General features: G+C 68.3%; 20 protein-coding genes and 1 tRNA gene. 12 read left to right on the top strand and 9 right to left on the bottom strand.

The genetic code is table 11. The features are described from left to right. The first annotated feature begins 94 nt into the window (after positions 1-94). Genes GT355_RS07215 through GT355_RS07205 form a run of 3 tightly spaced genes read left to right on the top strand, consistent with a single transcriptional unit; the run spans position 95 to position 3,155 of the window. Positions 95-1,261: an NAD-dependent epimerase/dehydratase family protein gene (locus GT355_RS07215; RefSeq protein WP_160134041.1), complete on the top strand. Its 1,167-nt coding sequence runs from the start codon at positions 95-97 to the stop codon at positions 1,259-1,261. After that, the gene (locus GT355_RS07210) at positions 1,261-2,184 is read left to right on the top strand and encodes an NAD-dependent epimerase/dehydratase family protein (protein ID WP_160134040.1); all 924 of its coding nucleotides are present in this window, start codon (positions 1,261-1,263) and stop codon (positions 2,182-2,184) included. The genes GT355_RS07215 and GT355_RS07210 overlap by 1 nt, the downstream gene beginning before the upstream one ends. Next, positions 2,181-3,155, top strand: a complete 975-nt coding sequence (locus tag GT355_RS07205) for an NAD-dependent epimerase/dehydratase family protein (protein WP_160134039.1) — start codon at positions 2,181-2,183, stop codon at positions 3,153-3,155. The genes GT355_RS07210 and GT355_RS07205 overlap by 4 nt, the downstream gene beginning before the upstream one ends. Positions 3,156-3,178: 23 nt before the next feature. Here the strand turns inward: GT355_RS07205 and aglF are convergent, their stop codons facing one another. The 3 genes from aglF to GT355_RS07190 form a co-directional block, all read right to left on the bottom strand. Further along, a complete protein-coding gene (gene aglF, locus GT355_RS07200) occupies positions 3,179-3,898 on the bottom strand; it encodes a UTP--glucose-1-phosphate uridylyltransferase AglF (RefSeq protein ID WP_160134038.1) in 720 nt (239 codons plus the stop codon). 78 nt (positions 3,899-3,976) lie between these two features. Next, positions 3,977-5,290, bottom strand: a complete 1,314-nt coding sequence (locus GT355_RS07195; RefSeq protein ID WP_160134037.1) for a hydroxyacid-oxoacid transhydrogenase — start codon at positions 5,288-5,290, stop codon at positions 3,977-3,979. Next, on the bottom strand, positions 5,287-6,090 hold the full coding sequence (locus GT355_RS07190) for an N-acyl homoserine lactonase family protein (protein ID WP_160134036.1): 804 nt from the start codon (positions 6,088-6,090) through the stop codon (positions 5,287-5,289). Before GT355_RS07190 ends, GT355_RS07195 begins: the two co-directional genes overlap by 4 nt. Before the next feature lie 94 nt (positions 6,091-6,184). Here GT355_RS07190 and aglM point away from each other — a divergent pair, with 94 nt between their 5' ends. From aglM to GT355_RS07170, 4 genes are all read left to right on the top strand, one after another. Beyond that, the gene (aglM, locus tag GT355_RS07185) at positions 6,185-7,480 is read left to right on the top strand and encodes a UDP-glucose 6-dehydrogenase AglM (RefSeq protein WP_160134035.1); all 1,296 of its coding nucleotides are present in this window, start codon (positions 6,185-6,187) and stop codon (positions 7,478-7,480) included. Between the two features lie 34 nt (positions 7,481-7,514). After that, on the top strand, positions 7,515-8,126 hold the full coding sequence (trmY, locus tag GT355_RS07180) for a tRNA (pseudouridine(54)-N(1))-methyltransferase TrmY (protein ID WP_160134034.1): 612 nt from the start codon (positions 7,515-7,517) through the stop codon (positions 8,124-8,126). A gap of 6 nt (positions 8,127-8,132) precedes the next feature. Beyond that, positions 8,133-8,573 carry an EamA family transporter gene (locus tag GT355_RS07175; protein ID WP_120074433.1) on the top strand — a complete coding sequence of 147 codons (441 nt, stop codon included), beginning with the start codon at positions 8,133-8,135 and terminating at the stop codon, positions 8,571-8,573. A gap of 41 nt (positions 8,574-8,614) precedes the next feature. Further along, a tRNA-Pro gene (locus GT355_RS07170) sits at positions 8,615-8,687 on the top strand. A gap of 264 nt (positions 8,688-8,951) precedes the next feature. On the opposite strand, the gene GT355_RS07165 is transcribed toward GT355_RS07170, so the two are convergent. The 4 genes from GT355_RS07165 to GT355_RS07150 form a co-directional block, all read right to left on the bottom strand. After that, the gene (locus GT355_RS07165) at positions 8,952-9,329 is read right to left on the bottom strand and encodes an FAS1-like dehydratase domain-containing protein (protein ID WP_160134033.1); all 378 of its coding nucleotides are present in this window, start codon (positions 9,327-9,329) and stop codon (positions 8,952-8,954) included. Between the two features lie 92 nt (positions 9,330-9,421). Next, positions 9,422-10,606, bottom strand: a complete 1,185-nt coding sequence (locus GT355_RS07160; protein ID WP_160134032.1) for an MFS transporter — start codon at positions 10,604-10,606, stop codon at positions 9,422-9,424. A 134-nt stretch (positions 10,607-10,740) separates the two neighbouring features. After that, positions 10,741-11,529 (bottom strand): DUF7260 family protein, encoded by a 789-nt coding sequence (locus GT355_RS07155; RefSeq protein ID WP_160134031.1) that lies wholly within the window; start codon positions 11,527-11,529, stop codon positions 10,741-10,743. Continuing rightward, the gene (locus GT355_RS07150; RefSeq protein WP_160134030.1) at positions 11,526-11,960 is read right to left on the bottom strand and encodes a DUF7552 domain-containing protein; all 435 of its coding nucleotides are present in this window, start codon (positions 11,958-11,960) and stop codon (positions 11,526-11,528) included. The genes GT355_RS07155 and GT355_RS07150 overlap by 4 nt, the downstream gene beginning before the upstream one ends. A 304-nt stretch (positions 11,961-12,264) precedes the next feature. Between GT355_RS07150 and GT355_RS07145 the strand changes: the two genes are divergently transcribed. Both GT355_RS07145 and GT355_RS07140 read left to right on the top strand, forming a co-directional pair. Further along, complete coding sequence (locus GT355_RS07145; protein ID WP_120074425.1) at positions 12,265-13,245, top strand: DMT family transporter; 981 nt, start codon at positions 12,265-12,267, stop codon at positions 13,243-13,245. Positions 13,246-13,317: 72 nt separating this feature from the next. Further along, positions 13,318-14,313 (top strand): aldo/keto reductase, encoded by a 996-nt coding sequence (locus GT355_RS07140; RefSeq protein WP_120074471.1) that lies wholly within the window; start codon positions 13,318-13,320, stop codon positions 14,311-14,313. 40 nt (positions 14,314-14,353) lie between these two features. Here the strand turns inward: GT355_RS07140 and GT355_RS07135 are convergent, their stop codons facing one another. Then, the gene (locus GT355_RS07135) at positions 14,354-14,749 is read right to left on the bottom strand and encodes a hypothetical protein (RefSeq protein ID WP_120074423.1); all 396 of its coding nucleotides are present in this window, start codon (positions 14,747-14,749) and stop codon (positions 14,354-14,356) included. Positions 14,750-14,843: 94 nt separating this feature from the next. On the opposite strand from GT355_RS07135, the gene GT355_RS07130 reads away from it, so the two are divergent. Continuing rightward, positions 14,844-15,269 carry a DUF8009 family protein gene (locus GT355_RS07130; RefSeq protein ID WP_160134029.1) on the top strand — a complete coding sequence of 142 codons (426 nt, stop codon included), beginning with the start codon at positions 14,844-14,846 and terminating at the stop codon, positions 15,267-15,269. 48 nt (positions 15,270-15,317) lie between these two features. Then, positions 15,318-15,578, top strand: coding sequence for a hypothetical protein (locus GT355_RS07125; RefSeq protein ID WP_160134028.1), 261 nt, complete (start codon positions 15,318-15,320; stop codon positions 15,576-15,578). A 127-nt stretch (positions 15,579-15,705) separates the two neighbouring features. Here the strand turns inward: GT355_RS07125 and GT355_RS07120 are convergent, their stop codons facing one another. After that, positions 15,706-16,620 (bottom strand): DMT family transporter, encoded by a 915-nt coding sequence (locus GT355_RS07120; RefSeq protein WP_160134027.1) that lies wholly within the window; start codon positions 16,618-16,620, stop codon positions 15,706-15,708. A gap of 149 nt (positions 16,621-16,769) precedes the next feature. Here GT355_RS07120 and GT355_RS07115 point away from each other — a divergent pair, with 149 nt between their 5' ends. Continuing rightward, a complete protein-coding gene (locus GT355_RS07115) occupies positions 16,770-17,390 on the top strand; it encodes a reverse transcriptase-like protein (RefSeq protein ID WP_160134026.1) in 621 nt (206 codons plus the stop codon). Positions 17,391-17,736 lie beyond the last annotated feature (346 nt).

Genomic DNA, 17,736 nt, shown 5'->3' with positions numbered 1-17,736 from the left:
GGCTTCGTCGACCTCGCGGAGGTCGGGCGCACCGTCCACGTCGTGAGGGGAACGTTTTTCTCGCTCTGGAAAGTTACTCGGATAGCGAGTAACAATGTCGATCATCGTCACCGGGGCCGACGGCTACGTCGGGTGGCCGACCGCCCTCAGGATCGCGGACCGTACCGATCAGCGCGTCATCTGTGTCGACAACGGCGGCCGTCGCGAGTGGGTCGCGTCGGTCGGCGGGGTGAGCACAACGGCCGTCGCCTCGATCGAGGAGCGGGTCGCGGCCGCCGCGGAGCACGGCTACCGCAACCTCTCGTTCGTCGAGGGCGACCTCGCGGACCGGGCGTTCGTCGACCAGCTGCTGGCGGTCCACGAACCGACCGCCGTGGTCCACACCGCCGCCCAGCCCTCCGCGCCCTACTCCCAGATCGACGGCGAGCGCGCGAACTTCACCCAGCACAACAACATGCAGGCCACCCGGAACCTCCTCTGGGGGCTCCACGAGGCCGGGCTCTCGGACACCCACTTCATCGAGACCACCACCACGGGGGTCTACGGCGCGCCGGAGTTCCCGATCCCGGAGGGCGGTGCGACGATGGAGAACGAGGGCGAGCGCGACGAGGTGCCGTTCCCGGCGATGGCGGGGAGCTGGTATCACCTCTCGAAGTCCCACGACGCCGCCAACCTCCGACTGACCCACAAACAGTTCGACATCCCGGTCAGCGACGTCCGAACCGCCATCGTCTACGGTGCGGGCACCGAGGAGACGGGGGCCGACGACCGGCTCGGTACTCGGTTGGACTTCGATTACTACTTCGGGGTCGTCGCCCACCGGTTCGCGGCCCAGGCGGTCGCGGGCTATCCCCTGACCGTCTACGGCAAGGGCGAACAGCGAAAGCCGTTCGTGAGCCTCGAGGACGCCGTCGAGGGGCTCGCGCGGCTCGCGCTCGTCGATCCCGACGAGCGACCCGACTCCCACACGGTCTACAACCAGACCACGCGGGCGATCAGCATCGTCGAGATCGCCGAGACCATCGCCGAGGTCGGCGCGGAGTACGACCTCGACATCACCGTGGAACACGTCGAGAACCCGCGTGAGGAGGACGAGACCCACCAGATGGAGATCGAGTACGAGAAGTACGACGACCTGATCGGCGGGAGCGCGGTGGGCTTCGAGGCCGGGATGCGGGACGTGCTCGGCGCGATGGTCGAGCGCCAGGAGGTCGTCGAGGCTCACGAGGACCGCTTCCTGCCGGACGCCCTGGAGTCCTGATGGACGTCCTCGTCACCGGCGGCTGTGGCTACATCGGGAGCGCCCTGGTGCCGCTGCTCCGCGACGACGAGCGGGTCGGGCGGGTCGTGGTGCTCGACGACCTCTCCAGCGGGTCGCCCCGGACGCTGATGGGCTGTCTCGACGGGGTCGAGTTCCGCGAGGGCGACGTTCGGGAGTACGGGGCCGTCGAGAGCGCGGTCCGCGACGTCGACGGCGTCGTCCACCTCGCGGCGATCACCGGTGCGGACAGCACCCACGACCGGCGCGAGGAGACCTACGCGACCAACCTCGACGGTACCGAGAACGTCCTGACCGCGGCGCGAAAGGTCGGGGTCGAGCGGGTCGTGGTCGCCTCGTCGTGTAACATCTACGGCCGGGCGACCAGCACCGACATCGACGAGACGACCAGCCCGGACCCGATCAACCCCTACGCCGAGACCAAGGCCGCCGCCGAGGACCTCCTGGCGGAGGTCACCGCCGAGTCGTCGATGACGGGGACGGCGCTCCGTCTCAGCACCGTCTACGGCGACGCGCCGGGCATCCGGTTCAACCTCGTGGTCAACACGTTCGTCTTCCGGGCGCTCACCGGCCGGCCGCTGACCGTCTACGGCGATGGTTCGAACTGGCGGCCGTTCATCCACGTCGCGGACGCCGCGCGGGCCTACCGCGACGCCGTGCTTCGACCCGAGGACTGGACCGACCCCGTCTACAACGTCGGCGCGAACGCCGAGAACTATCGGGTCCGGGAGATCGCCGAGGCCGTGAGCGAGGAGGTCGGTACACCGGACGTGACCTACCTCGAAGACGAACACCCGGGGCCGTCCTACCACGTCAACTTCGACCGGGTGGCCGAGACGGGCTTCGAACCCGAGTACACCCTCCGCGAGGGCGTTCGCGAGCTCGCCGGGAGGTTCGCCACATGAGCGACGCGACGCCCCCCACGATCGCCATCACCGGCGCGGGGGGCTACATCGGGAGCTGTGTGGTCAAACGCCTCCGCGAGGCCCACCCCGACTGGGAGCTGACGGCGCTCGACAACTTCTACGTCGGCGACCTCCGGGCGGTCGAGGGGGTCGCGATCGACCACGTCGACATCCGGGACCGCGACCGGCTGGAGGCCGCGCTCGACGGGGCGGACATCGTGCTTCACCTCGCGGCGATCAGCGGCGTCGACGACTGCGCAACGAACCCCGACCTGGCCTTCGAGGTCAACGTTCAGGGCACCGAGAACGTGGCGTGGTTCTGTCGGAAACACGAGGTCGGCCTCGTCTTCCCGTACAGCATGGGCGTCATCGGCGACCCCGAGGACTTCCCGATCACGATCGACCACCCGCGACACCCGCTCAACTGGTACGGCCGGACGAAACTCCTCTCCGAGCGCACCATCGAGACGATGGCCGAGGGCGCGTTCCCGGCTCACCTGTTCATGAAGTCGAACCTCTACGGCGACCACACCGTGGACGGAACGCGGGTTTCGAAGGGTACGGTGACGAACTTCTTCCTCGACCGCGCGCTCGCGGGCGAGACGCTCACCGTCTACGAGCCCGGCACCCAATCGCGCAACTACCTCCACGTCAAGGACGTCGCGCGGGCCTACGTCAAGAGCGCCGAGCGGATGGTCGAGGGGCTCGCCGCGGGCGAGACGGGCGCGACGAAGTACGAACTCGCGAGCGACGAGGACCCGAGCGTCCACGAGGTCGCCGAACTCGTCGCGCGGGTCGCAAAGGAGGAACGCGGCATCGAGGTCGACATCGAACTCGTCGAGAACCCGCGGGCGGGCGAGACGATGGTCGACTCCTTCGCGGTCGACACGACCCGGGCGCGCGAGGAGCTCGGCTGGGAGACCGAACACTCGCTCGAAGCCACAGTCCGTGACCGGCTTCGAGAGGAATAGCTACGTTTCCGGGTCGAGTTCGATTATTCGCGTTTGTTCTGGAGCCGCCGTTCGGCCTCGTCGCGGTCCTCGGGATAGCCGACGTCGATCCGCCAGCCGTCCATCTCGATGGCGTCGATGGTTCGACCCGAACGCAGGAGGAGGTCGACGGCCTCCGAGAGCTCGTACTCGCCGCGAGCGGAGGGCTGGACGAGGTGGCAGGCGTGGAAGATCGCGGGCGTGAACGTGTAAAAGCCCGTGAGGACGAGGTTGCTCGGCGGGTCGTCGGGTTTCTCGATGACGTCGGTGACCTCGCCGTCCTCGGTGACGTCACAGACGCCGTACCGACCCGCCTCCTCCATCGGGACCTCCTCGACGAGGAAGGCGGCGTCGGCGCGGTCGGCGCGCTGGCGCTCGACGACGTCCCCGAGGTTGGCCTCGAAGACGTTGTCGCCGAGGATCAACATGAAGTCGTCGTCGATGTGCTCCTCCACCGTGAGGAGGGCGTGGGCCAGCCCGGCCTGTTCGCGCTGGTGGGCGTAGGTGATCGGCACGCCCTGGAACTCGTCGCCGTAGTGGCTGATGATGACCTCCTGCTTGTAGCCGACGACCACGAGGAGTTCGCTCGCGTCGAGCTCGACGAGGCGTTCGAAACAGTGCGTGAGGATGGGCTTTCCGTCGACCTCGACCATCCCCTTCGGTTTGTCGTCGGTGAGCGGCCGGAGCCGGGTCCCCTTCCCGGCGGCCAGCACGACAGCTTGCATGCGTCGGTCTGCGCCCCCACCTCTCAAGAATCTGCCGCTATCGTCGCTCGCCGCGTCGTGGGCCGACCGTGGGTTCGCCTACTCCCAGTTGTAGAGCGCGTCCGCGAAGATATCGTGGACGTCCTCGGTCGTCACGGGCCGGGGATTCGTCCGGAGGAGTCGTTTCTGGGTGTCGGTGGTCTGTTCGGCGAGCCAGTCGAGGTCGTCCTCGGTGATCCCCGCGAGCTCGTTGAGTCCGCTCGGGAGCACGTTTAGGTCCTGCTGGAGTCGGATGTACTCCTTCTTGGCCTCCCCGGCGGCCTCGCTCGTGCTCATCCCCGTCGTATCGGCCCCGAGCATCTCCGCGAGACGCGCGAACCGCTCGGGGTCGCTCGCGGCGTTGTAGCCGAGCGTGCTCGCGGGCGTGAGCACCGCGATGGTTTCCCCATGAAAGGTGTGATAGCGGTTCCCGACCGGGTAGGCCATCGCGTGACACAGCGTCGCGCCCGCGGTGAGGCCCGCTATCGCGCCGAACAGGGCCCCTTGCAACATCGCCGAGCGCGCCTCGATGTCGTCGCCGTTGTTCACCACCTGCCGGACGTTCGAGGAGAGGAGGGAAATCGCAGCCTCGGAGAACTGGTCGGTGATCGGGGTTCGGCCCGCGTAGGTCGGGCGCGAGGCGGGGTCGTCCGCGCGCAGGAGGTCGTCGAACTGGTGGGTGGTGTACCCCTCGATGGCGTGGCCGAGCGCGTCCATCGCGGTCTTCGCCGTGATGTCCGGCGGGAGCGTGGTGGTGAAGGTGGGATCGAGCACCGCGGCATCGGCCCGAACGTGGTTGCTCGAAATCCCTTCCTTCGTCTCCTTCTCCTCGACCGAGAGGATCGCCACCGGCGAGGTTTCGGCCCCGGTGCCGGCTGTGGTCGGCATCAGAACCAAGGGAATATTCGATTGGGTGAGCGCCTTGCCCTTTCCCGTGGGCTCGGCGACGTAGTCGAGCGGCTCGCCACCGTTTTCGATGACTGCGCGGGTGACCTTCGCGGTGTCGAGACAGCTCCCGCCCCCGAATCCCACGTAGAAGTCGTAGCCCGCCTCGCCCTGCTCGTCGCGGACGAACGAGAGGCACTCGCCGACCGCCTCCAGGGAGGGTTCGCGTTCGCAGTCGTCGTAGACGTCGACCTCGAAGCCCGCGTCTTCGAGGTGTTCGCGAACCCGGTCGGCGTGACCGAGGTCGGCGAGATTTCGATCCGTGACGACGAGCCCGTGTGCGCCGTCCGCGACCCCGAGGTCGTGGAACTGGAAGCCGAGTTCCTCGACGGCTCCCCGGCCGAACCGTATCTCGGGCATCTGGAGGTTCCAGACCGTCTCGGGTTCGAAGCGGTGGTCGGGGGCCGACACCGAGCGCTCGTAGCTCACTGGCCCCATCCCTCCTCGATCTCGGGGAACTGCTCGGGGTCGTGGCCGTAGACGACCTCCGCCCCGTGTTTGCGTTCGAGCTCCTTCAGGGTCTGGAGGCTCCGGAACCAGTGGCGGTGGCTCCAGAGCAGTCCCGCACCCAGCGGCACCTCGTCGTCGTAGTTCACGGACTGGTAGATCTCGTCGCCTGCGAACACCACCGTCTCGTCCTCGAGGTCGACCATCGTGCCCGTCATCCCCGGCGTGTGACCCGCCAGCTGGATGAACTCGACGCCCTCGAAGTGGGTTTCTCGATCCTGGTGGATCACCTCCCAGTTGAGGTCGTGGTCGAAGTCGCCGAGCACGTAGGCCGCACTTCCCTCGTCGGATTTCGCGCTGTAGTAGGCGAACTTCAGCTCCTCCTCGTGGACGAAGATGGGCGTATCCGTCCCGTCGAAGAATTCGAGGCCACCGGCGTGGTCGAGGTGGAGGTGGCTCTGGAACACGCAGTCTATCTCGTCGATCGGGTAGCCCGCGTCCTCGAGGTCGTCGTCGAGGCGGTGTTCGTGGGCGTCCTTCGGATAGAACGCCTGCACGAGCCCCTCGGGCCAGTGGCCGTTCGCCGCGTCGTGATGCGAGCCCGTATCCCAGAGGATGGTCGCCTCGGGGTGGTCGATCACGAAGTTCGGCACCGGGATCTCGACGTAGTCGGTGTCGGGGTTCGGTTCGTCGTGGCTCCCGAGGGTGTTGCCCTCGACGAGATAGTTGAGGTCGGTTTCGAGCACGCCGCGGTCGATGACGTCGATGGTTGCGTCGACCATGCCCGCCGATCACACGCCGAACCGTCATGACTGTTCGCCCGGTTCTCAACTATCGAACCCGAATCCTCAAGCCGGAAGCCACCGACGACCCGGCATGAACGTCAGCGTCGTCGGCAGCGGCTACGTGGGAACCACCGTCGCGGCGTGTCTCGCGGACCTCGGACACGACGTGGTGGCGATCGACATCGATCAAGAGATCGTCGACACCGTGAACGCGGGCGAGACGCCGATCCACGAACCGGGCCTGCCCGAACTCGTCGAAGAACACGCCGACGGCCGACTGCGGGCGACCACCGAACACGACGCGCTCACGGACACCGACGTGACGATCCTCGCGATGCAGACCCCCTCGCGCGAGGACGGCTCGATCGATCTTTCAGTACTGAAGGCCGGCACACGGGACACGGGCAAGGCGCTCGCCGAGAAGGACGGCTACCACCTCGTCGTGGTCAAATCCACCGTCATCCCGGGGATGATCGAGGAGGAGATCGAGCCCGTCCTCGAAGAGGCCTCGGGGAAAACGGCGGGCGAGGGGTTCGGTGTCGCGGTCAACCCCGAGTTCCAGAGCCAGGGTTCGGCGGTCGAGGACTTCATGCATCCCGACAAGCTCGTCTTCGGTGCCGAGGACGAGCGAGCGTTCGGGGCGCTCCACGAACTCTACAACCCGCTCGTGGAGGCCAACGACGGCGTGCCGGTCGTCGAGACCGGCCAGCGCGAGGCGGCGATGGTGAAGTACGCCAACAACGTCTTCCTCGCGGGGAAGATCAGCCTGATCAACGAGCTCGGAAACATCTGCAAGGAGTTCGACGTGGACTCCTACGAGGTCGCCGACGCCATCGGGCTCGACGAGCGGATCAGTGAAAAATTCCTCCGGTCCGGCGTCGGCTGGGGCGGCTCGTGTTTCCCGAAGGACACCGACGCGCTCCGGGCGGCGGCGCGCTCGGTCGACTACGAACCCCAGCTCCTCGACGCGGTGGTCGGGGTCAACGACGGCCAACCCAGGAGAATGCTCGACCTGCTCGCCCAGCACGTCGACCTCGACGGGAACCGTATCGCGGTGCTCGGGCTCGCGTTCAAACCCGGCACCGACGACATCCGTGGCTCGCGCGCGACGGTCGCCATCGACGGGCTGCTGGAGCGCGGTGCGGACGTCGTGGCCTACGACCCGGTGGCCGCCGACGCGATGGCCGAGAAGTTCCCCGACGTGGAGTACGTCGCGTCGGCCGCGGCGGCGCTCGACGATGCTCACGGGGCGCTCGTGCTCACCGATTGGGACGAGTTCGGGGCGCTCGACGACGAGTTCGAGACGATGCGTAGTCAGATAGTCGTCGACGGCCGGCGGATCGTCGAGCCGCGCGAGGGGATGACCTACGAGGGGCTGACGTGGTGAGCGGGCGCGTCGCTTCGAGTCAGGTGGTGTAGCCGTGCGCCAGTTCGTCGTTCTGGGTCACGAAGCGCCGCTCTCGCCCGACTTCTCGCTCGACGATCTGGCCGGTGCGGCGGGCCGCCTCGACGTGCTCTGTCGGTGCGTGACCGCGGCGCTGTGTCTCTCGCACGGCATCCGCGAGGACGTCCGCGTCTGGCTCGTCTTGCAGGACGAGTTCACGGTGCGCTTCGAGGGGAGCGAGGTGCGGAACCTCAACCCCGACGAGCGCTCGACGGCGGCGCTGGTTCGTGGGGCGCTCGACGCGAAGAACGGTGCGATCGGCCACATGGCGGCCGAGAGTTCGCCGGGGGTGTCGATAGTCCGGTTCGGGTTCGAGGACGTGCTCGACGAGGTCGACGGCACCGTGATCGAACTCCACGAGGACGGCAACCCGGTGGGGGAGGTCGACCCACCCGCGGACCCGGTGTTCGTGCTCTCGGACCACCGGGACTTCACCGCGGGTGAGGCCGACCTCCTCGAAGCGCGGGCCGCGGCGCGAGTGACCCTCGGCCCCGAGCGCCTCCACGCGAACCACGCGATACCGGTGGCGCACAACTGGCTCGATACCGAGGGGTTCAGGCGGTACGAACCCGAATCCACGACCGGATGAACACAGATGACTGGAGTTCGTGATATCGAGATGAACTACCTCGGCTGGGCGCTGTTCGCGCTCGTCGGCTACAGCATCTTCACCCCGCTCGCCTCGCTCGCGATCCGGAACGCGCCCTCCAGCGTGGTCGCGGTGGTCGCCAACGGCATCCTCCTGTTCGCGGCGGTCGCGGTGAGCCTCTACGAGGGCGACCAGTTCCTCACCTATCTCACGGGTCGAACCGGGATCTACATGGTGGCCGCGGGGGTCTTCCTCGCGGTCGGCATCCTCGCCTACTACCGCGCGCTCGCTGCGGGCCCGGTGAGCGTCGTCACCCCCATCTTCGGGATGTTTCTGGTGGGCAGTTCGCTGCTCTCGATCCTCTTCCTCAGCGAGTCGTTCACCCTCCAGAAGGGTGCCGGCATCGCGCTCGCCGTCGTCGCGGTCTATCTCACCGCCACCGGATAGAACGGAAGGGTTAACACCGTCGTGGCCATCAACCCGACTGCGGGCCGGTGGGGTAGCTTGGTATCCTTCGGCCTTCGGGTGGCCGTAACCGCGATTCGAATTCGCGCCGGCCCATTCAGTCCCCACCTTTTGCTGCGCTCAGTCGCTTCGCTCCTTCGCTGGCAAAATGTGGATCAAAAGCCTGCGTCACCCCCTCGCTCCGCTCGGGGGTTCCTTGGCCCGCTCACTCCGTTCGCTCGCGGTACAACCACTAACCGCCCCCGCAACCACTAACCGCCACCGCACAGCACCGCCGAAGCCCCCGACCACGGATGCTGCGCTTGTGCGCGAAACCGCGAAATTCCACAGGCTACCATCCGGTCAAAGGGGATGATATGCCTATTTCGGGATCTGTCCATCCGATTCGCCTCTGAGGACTTCCGTACCATCTTCGTTCGTGCACACGAACTCGGAGGCTAGCAGGGTTCGATGTTCTTCCTCGGAGACGCGCGTCATCTCCGTCTCGCAGGTGATAGTGTCACCGGCATAGACTGGCTGGAGGAACTCGAAGTCGAGGGTTCGCGCGACGTAGTTCATCTCCCCACCGATCTTGGTCGGCAGCGTCGCGGTGAGCAGTCCCTGTGCCATGAGCCGCCCTTCCGCGTCGCGTTCGACGTGCTGTCGCCCGCTGTCACCCGAGAGCTCGGCGAATCGTTCGATGTCCTCCTCGGTGAACATCCGTTCGTACGACCGGATCTCGCCTTCCTCTGGAACCATGCCCGCTCGGTTCGGTGGGTCCCGTCGAACCGTTTTCGCTCACCGATAAACCTCCATGGAGTTTTGTTCGTGGATTCTGTGACGTTGGGACGCTACTGCTCGGTGACGGCGAGCCCGACCGCGACGACCGCGCCGGCGGCCATCGAGACCGCGAGCAGCGAGAACGCGACCCTGAAATCCGAGACGTCGGCGATGACCCCGACCACCGCGGGTGCGACCGCCCCGACGCCCATCAGGAGGGTTCGCACGAGGCCCAACCCGCCGCCGGCGATCTCCTCGGGGATGGTCGTCGAGAGGTGTGCCGCGCGGATCGGTCGGAAGCCGTGGCCCCCGAGCCCGAGCACGACGACGGCCGCGCCGAGACCCACGAGACCGCCGAGGCCGATGAGCCCCACCAGTCCGGCGGTCGCCACGCTCAGCACGACCGCGGCGAGCGGGAGCCGGCCGAGCCGGTCCGAGAGCCCGCCGGTGAGGATCTGGACCACGCTGACGGCGAAGAGGAGGCTGTAGAGCAACGAGGCCGTGCCGGTCGCGAGGCCGCGCTGGGTGAGGTAGAGCGGGAGGAACGCCACGAGCCCGTTGTACGCGAACCCGAAACACAACGTCACGACGACGAACGCCGCGAGCCGGCGGTCGCGAAAGAGCACGAGGTAGGGGCGGATCGCGAGCGAGCGCTCTCCCCCGGACGCCGTTCGCTCACGACGCGGCACCCGGAGGAGGACGCCTGCGACGAGCACGACGCCGCAGACCCCGCCGAGGGCGAACAGGGCCCGCCAGCCCACGGTGCCCGTCGCGAGCACGACCGCCGCGGGGGCGGCCACGCCCCCGAGCGCGCCGACGGTGTCGAAGATCCCGAGCGACCGCCCGACGCGCGCGGGGTAGACACGCGCGAGCAGCTCGACGGCGACGGTCTTGTGGGTCCCGGTCCCGAGTCCCACGAGCGCCATCCCGACGAGCACGACCGCGAACGGAGCCCCGACCCCGAGCACGAACGCCCCGAGCGCGGCCACGAGGCTCCCGATGGCGATGATCTTGACCTCTCCCAACCGGTCCGAGAGCGCGCCGCTCGGGAACTGGAGGAGGGAGTAGAGTACCATCATCGCGGAGAAGGCGGCCCCGAGGGTGGCGTTCGAGACCCCGAAGGCCGTCTGGAACTGGGGGAACAGCGCCGAGATCCCGTAGCGGAGGAACTTCGCGAGGAACCAGAGTCCAGCCGCGAGCCCCAGCGTGTCGTACCCGCCGAGTCGCGACCACCACCCTGAAGCGCGCGCCGTCATTCGTTTGCGAACCCGTGGCCGGGACGTAAAGCCGGCGCGTTCGGTTCCGGTCGATCGACCCCGTCACGACCGGACGACGATGGGTGGAAACCCCATCATCGAGCACTTCGGCAGCGCTCGACCCGGTCGGGTCGTCAAACGCGTCGGACGAGGTGGTCGCGCACGACGTCCTGGCAGTCCGCACACAGCCCGTCGAGTCGGACGGCCGTCGAGAGGACGGGGTAGTTCACCGAAAATCCCTCGTAGAGGCCGCCGGTGAGTTCCCGCTGAGCGAGCCCGATCGTCGCGTCGATGCTCGTCGTGGTCCGAAGCACCCCCTGCCGGTCGCGCGCGACCGTCCGGCAGCGCTCGCGGTGGGTCGCGAGCCGGTCGTGCCGTTCGGCCAGTGCGTCGAAGTCGCAGTCGGTGAGCGGCGTCTCGTTCGCCTCGACGAGCCACTCGATGACGTCGCCGAGCGCCTCGTCCGCCGCCGCCAGCGATTCGGCCTCGGTTTCGAGGGCGCGCGCCATCACGCGGAGTTCGTGCTGGCGGGTGGTCGCCTCCGAGACCACACGCTGTTTCAGCCCGTCGGTGAGGCTCGCGGCACCGTTCGCGGGCGCGAGCGCGACCGCGATACCCTCCGAGAGCTCGGCGGCGACGGTTTCGAGGAGTCCGTCGGCGGGGTCCGAATCGACGGTTCGGTGGCCGGCCACGGTGTCGGCGAACCGCTCGCGGACCCGGTCGCAGCCGCTCGATCCCGTCGAACTCGCCGCCGCCACCGACCCGATCGCGGTCGGGCCGCCGCCACGGCCGACCGGCGAGTCGGTCGGCGTCTCCTTCACGCTCGCGACGAACCGGCGGTAGGCCGCTCGTTTGTTCTCGGTGGCGGTTCGCTCGTCGTCCACTCGGCCCCGTGCGCGCTCGACGTACGTCTCGACGGTCATCGGTCGTCACCCGCCATACCGGCCGTTTCGCGGTCACTCGCCGGTGAGGGCTCGTCACAGCCGACCGATACGGGCACCCGCCGGTGCTGGCCCCGCGGGTCGGTCGCGGCCGTCTCGTGGACGACGAACTCGTGGACCGGGAGCCGGGGGTCGTACCGACGGAGACGAGCGCGGTAGGCCTCGGCCACCCGAACCGCGCTCGCCGCGGTCCCACGGTCGGCGAACCGAAGCCCCGAAACCGGCACCGGTCGGGCATCCGTGCGCCCGCAGACGACGACGTAGCGGCCGTCCTCGCTGGCGAGCGAGACGAGCCGCGCACGGATCTCGCGGAGCGTCGGGTGGGAGCTCATGACCGGGTCGTCCCCGTACTCGATTCGACCTGCGCTGCCGGACGGCCGGCCGCTTCCCTCGAACCCGCCGGGGCCGACCATCCGGAGACGAACGTGTTCATGGTTTTAGGCAACCCTAAAGAGGTAAAGGCGTTTCGGTTTTTCGGGTTGCCTAAAATCCCATGTGGCGTTCGACCGGGTCGCTTCGAACCGGCTCCGTTGTTCGGTATCGGCCGTGTGATCGCCGGATGGCGGGACCTCGTCGCGGTCGATTCACGCCGTGAATACGCGTCGCGCAGTGAAATTCGATCAGGGTCCGTCGGCGTTTCTGCACAGGTATTTCACCCGCAACGCCGTCTCGACGGTATGAACGGACCCGTCGTGTCGAACCGGAGGGAGCGGTAGGGTGGCGCGCCACCGGGTCCCCCTGCTGTTCGTCGCGACGGCCCTGCTGTTCGGCGGGACGTTCGTCGCGGCGAAGGCCGGCATCGCCTACATCCCGCCGCTGCTGTTCGTCTCGTTTCGGTTCGACATCGCCACGGTCCTCCTGCTCGGGTTCGTGGTGCTGACCCACGACCGGTCCGAGTGGATCCCACGAACCAGGAACGACGTTCTGGGGTCGCTCGCGGCCGGCGTGTTCGCGATCGGGCTGGCGAACGCGTGTCTGTTCGTCGGCCAGCAGTACGCCACGAGCGCGGTGGCCTCGATCGTCTTCAGCCTCAACCCCGTGCTGACCCCGATCTTCGCCGCCCTCCTCCTCTCCGACGAGTCGCTGCCGGAGTACGGCGCGGTCGGGATGGCGGTCGCGTTCGTCGGCGTCGCGCTCGTCGTGGGTATCGACCCGGCGACCCTGCTCGACAGCGGTCTCGCCGGGTACCTCGTCCTGTTCGGCGGGGCGGTGTGTGCCGCGCTCGGGAGCGTGTTGATCCGGTGGGCCGACGCCGACTACACGAGCATCGCCCGGACGGCGTGGGGTGTGCCGGTCGGGGCGCTCCTCTGTCACCTCGTCGCGTTCGGCGCGGGCGAGCAGCTGAGCGCGATCGAGTGGACGCCCACGGCGCTCCTCGCGCTCGGTTACGTCGGTCTGTTCTCCGGCGCGATCGCCTACATCGTCTACTTCGGGCTGCTCGACGACGTCGGCGCGATCCGGGCGAACCTCGCGTTCTACGTCGTGCCCGTCGTGTCGGCGGTCGGCGGCTGGCTCCTCCTCGGCGAGTCCATCACCCCGACGACCGTCCTCGGGTTCGCGGTGGTCGCGCTCGGGTTCGCCGTGCTGGGCCGGCGGGAACTCCGGGTCGAACTCCGGCGGCTCGCGGCGTTCGTCGACTCCGACACCGCCGGCGGGCCCGACGCGAACCCGGAGACCTGGAACGAGTGCGACGACTGAGGCGACGTCGGGCGCGCTCGTCCGAACCGCCGCATCCCGAATCGCTTTGTGGACAACCGTCGATCGGCCGATGTGGAATACACGACACTCGGCTCGACGGGACTGACGGTTTCAGAACTCTGTTTCGGGACGTGGCGCTTCGGCAAGCGAACCGGCGACGTGCTCGAAACCGACGAGGAGGAGGGCCACGAGCTCCTCGACGCCGCCGCCGACCACGGCATCAACTTCATCGACACCGCGAACGTCTACGGCGACCCGAACGGCACGGCCGAGAAGTACATCGGGAACTGGCTGGAGGGCCGCGACCGCGAGGACTACGTCATCGCCTCGAAGGTCTTCTTCGGCTTCGACCCCGACAACCCCAACGGCAGCGGCCTCGGTCGCAAGCACATCCGCACCCAGATCGAGGGGACCCTCGATAGGTTGGGAACCGACTACCTCGACCTCTACTACATCCACCGCTTCGACGAGGACACCCCGATCGAGGAGACGCTTCGCACCCTCAACGACCTCGTCCGCAAGGGGAAGGTCAACTACCTCGGGGCGAGCACGATGGCGGGCTGGCAGCTCACGAAGGCGCTCTGGAAGTCGGATGTGGAAAACCTCGAACGGTTCGACGTCACCCAGCCGCTCTTCCACGCCGCCTACTACGACGACGTCGCCGAGTACCTGGACGTCTGTGCCGACCAGGACCTGGCCGTCTGTCCGTACTCGCCGCTCGCGGGCGGCTTCCTCACCGGGAAGTACGAGCGCGCTGGCGAGGGGACCCACGACGTCGAGTCGCCCGACGGCTCCCGTGGCACCTTCGACGAGTTCTTCGACGACTACTACGTCTCCGACCGCGGCTGGGACGTCCTCGACGAGGTTCGGGCGATCGCCGACGAGCTCGACGCCACGCCGGCCCAGGTCGCGCTCCGCTGGCTCATTGAGCGCGAGCAGTTCACCTGTGTCCCGATCGTCGGCGCGCGCACCACCGACCAACTCGACGACAACGTCGGCGCGGTCGAGATCTCGCTCTCCGACGACCAGCGCGAGCGCATCGACACGGCGCGTGCAGGCGAACAGTAACCCGCTCTCCAACGAAAAACCCCGTTCTCGGTGGTGCGCCTCAGCTACTGGAGTTGTTCCCGCCCGCGTTCGGTGCTTGCCCGGTTTCGAGCCCGTCGACCTCGGGGACGGTGGCGGTGTTCTCGTACTGGGTCGCGGTGACGCTCGGTGGAGCCTGCCCGGTGTCGAGCGCCTCGTCACCGGTCGTGAGTATCTCTCCCTCCTCCTCCGCCGCGGTCGAGGTGGACGCGGCCGACCCGTCCTCACCGTCCGCCCCGCTCGCCGCGGTCCCGTCCTCGCCGCTCTCCTCGTCGGCGGGCGTTCCGCCGCCCGGGTCGCTCCCGTTGCCGCTTCCGTTTCCATCGCTCCCGTCGCCGTTCCCCGAACAGCCCGCCAGCAGCGCGAACCCGCCGATGCTCACGGCCCCGACCCGCGCGAGATAGCCTCGTCGATCCATATCCTTCGAGAAGATTCGGCGCGAGCAAAAGCGTTCTGAAACCCTCGCGGCCTCGCCCGGATGGTTTAGGAACGCGGACCGCGTACCGCCGGGAATGCCGGACGACGGCGACTATCGCACGATCCGCTCGATCGCGGTCCACACGGACGACATCGTGACGGCGGTCGAGGCCAACCACACGGCCGGCCCGCGGACGGTGCTCCGGGTGACGCCGCCGTTCACCCCCCGGATGCGCGCGCGGATCCACGTCGAGCACGAGGGAGAGTACGCGGGAAGCCTCACACCGCTCCACATCGACCCGGGACGTCTCGTCGATGCTCCACCCCACCCGACTCCCGACGCGACTGAGGAGCGCCTCCGGGACGACCCCGAGGTCGAGTACACCGTCGAACGCCACCACGAGCGCCACACCGCGGCGGTGGACGCGTGGCGCGCGGCGCTCGCCGACCGGGTGGTCGAGTCGGTCGAACTCGACGGCGACCACGGCCCCCACACGGTCGCCGTCGCAGCCCTCGGCTGATCGTCCCCGGGTAGTCACTCATTTACCGCGTGCCCTCCCGGATCGGGCATGACCGAGGACCCCACCCAGTCGATCCTCAGCCACGAGGAGCGCGCGGTCGCGGCCGCCCTCGCGGCGGGCACCGACCCGGTGGCGATCGCCGACGAGCGCGACGCCTCGATCGAGACGGTCGAGGCGGCCGTCGAGCGCATCCGGGAGAAGACCGAGCGCGCGTTCGCCACGCTCGCCGAGAGCCCGTTCACCGCCGACCTCGCGACCGACCTCGACCCCGAGGACCGCGCGGCGCTCCGCGAAGCGTTCTCGGAGTGAGCGGTCGAACGACGTCCATCGTCGTCGGTGCCCCCGCGATGGACATCTCAGAGGGTCGTCCTATCGATAGCGGCGACCAACTCGACGTGCCCGAACGGGTACGACGACCTCCGGCGGTTCGAAGCCCTCAGTCCGCGTACGACCGATTTCGAACGATCTGGTTCCGGATCGTCCGTCGTTTCAGGAGCACGAACCCGCCGAAGACGAACCCGAAACCGACGACCGTGAGCGCGGTCGGCGTCTCGGAGAGGAAGACGAATCCCGTGGCCGTGGCGACGACCGGGGCCGCATAGGACACCAGGTTGATCTCTATCGAGCCGAGCCGCTTCAGCAGGTCGAAGTATATCAGGAAACCGATGGCGCTGGAGACGACCGAGAGGAAGACCAACGCGCCGATAGCTTCGAGGGTCAGGTCGACGCTGGCGACCGATTCCCCGATGCCGGCGCTCGCCGCGTGCAACAGCCCGGCACCGATGACCATCGACCAGCCCTCCATCGTCCTGGCCGGCATCTCGGTGTCGAGCCGCTGGGTGAGGACGCTCCCCAGGGCGAACGCCACTGCCGCGACGAACACGAAGCCGAGCGAGACCGTCCTCGTCCCGAGGAGGTTTCCCGGGTCGGGGTCGCTCAGGATGCCGACGCCGACGAACCCAAGCACGAGACCGATGGTCCCCACGGTGGTGAGCCGTTCGTGGGGGAGGAACGCCCTGGCGAAGACGGTGGTCAGTATCGGTGAGAGGCTGACGACGATGGCCGACGCACCGCTGGTCGTCCCTTGCTCGCCGACGAACAGGAAGGCGTGGTAGGCGGCTATCAACAGTAAGCCGTCGATGCCGACCACCAACCACTCCTCGCGGTCCCTCGGGAGCCAGTGGTCCGTCGTCAGGAGGACGTAGGCCATCATCAGGACGCCGGCCAGGTCGTAGCGAACGGCGGCGAAGAGCACCGGCGGGAAGAACTCCAACCCCGCCTTGATCGCCGTGAACGCGGACCCCCACGCTATCGACAGTGCCACGAACAGGGTGGCGTTTCGAAATCTCATTGACTGTATCGAGTACCGTCCGACCGTCCGTGGCGCGAAAACTTGGGTGTCCTGATCCCCTCTGCCGACGTGGGGCCCCCAACAACCGATCGGGATCCGGAAACGACCCTCGCCGCACGATTTAAGTTCCGGGGGAGACAAGCGTTGGCATGGCCGCATACGGCCGGCCGGCGCTTCGGGACCTCTTCGATGACTCGCCCACCCCGCACATCGCCCACCCACCGCGGACGCATCGCCGGGAGTTCTACGTCGCCACCGACGGCTCCTATCGCCTCTCGGATGGGACCGGCGGGCTCGGCGTGGTGATCGAGACCCGGAGCGGCGACCGCGTCGCCCGCCTCGCGGTACCCGACACCGCACCCGACAACAACGTCGCCGAGTACCGCGCGCTCCACCTCGGGCTCGACGTGCTCGCCGCCAGGGCCCCCGGCGACGCCCGGGTCGGGGTGCTCGTCGACCACGACGACCTCGCGGCGAACGCCAACCGGGCGCTGCTCGCGACCCGCGGTGGCTGTCACTCGACCCGCTCGCTCTCGATCCCCGAGCGCTCGCGCCACCACTGGCGCGGCATCCGCGCCCGCCTCCGAGGCTTCGGCGAGTGCCGTGTCGCCCGTATCCGGAGCGCCGAGAACCCCGCCCACCCGCTCGCCAACACGCCGGCGCAGTACCACCACGTCAACGAGGAGCCGCCCCGGTGCGTGCTGCCGACCCCCGCCGGTCGCGACGAGGTCCCGCCGCCCTCGCGCGCCGACCGGCCCGCGAGTGACTAGAACCCCACCTTTCGCATCCCCACCTTTTGCTGCGGTCGCTCACTTCGTTCGCTCCCTGGCAAAATGTGGATCAAAAGCCGTCGTCACCCCCTCGCTCCTTTCAGTCGCTCAGGGGTTCCTCGGCCCGCTCGTTCGCCTTTGGCTCACTCGCGGTACAACCACTTCTCTCCCGCACCCGCTCCGCCTCCGCACCGCCTACCGCACCCGCTCCGCCTCCGCACCGCCTACCGCACCCGCTCCGCCTCCGCACCGCCTACCGCACCCGCTCCGCCTCCGCACCGCCTACCGCACCCGCTCCGCCAAAGCCCTCCGGCGCTCGCTTCGCTCGCGCCGTCGCCCTTCATCC

It is taken from the genome of Halococcus salsus, from assembly GCF_009900715.1.
In the GTDB taxonomy this organism is placed as follows: Archaea; Halobacteriota; Halobacteria; order Halobacteriales; family Halococcaceae; genus Halococcus; species Halococcus salsus.
The sequence above is the reverse complement of the archived record's forward strand: the minus strand, read 5'-3'. Positions and strand labels throughout refer to the sequence as shown.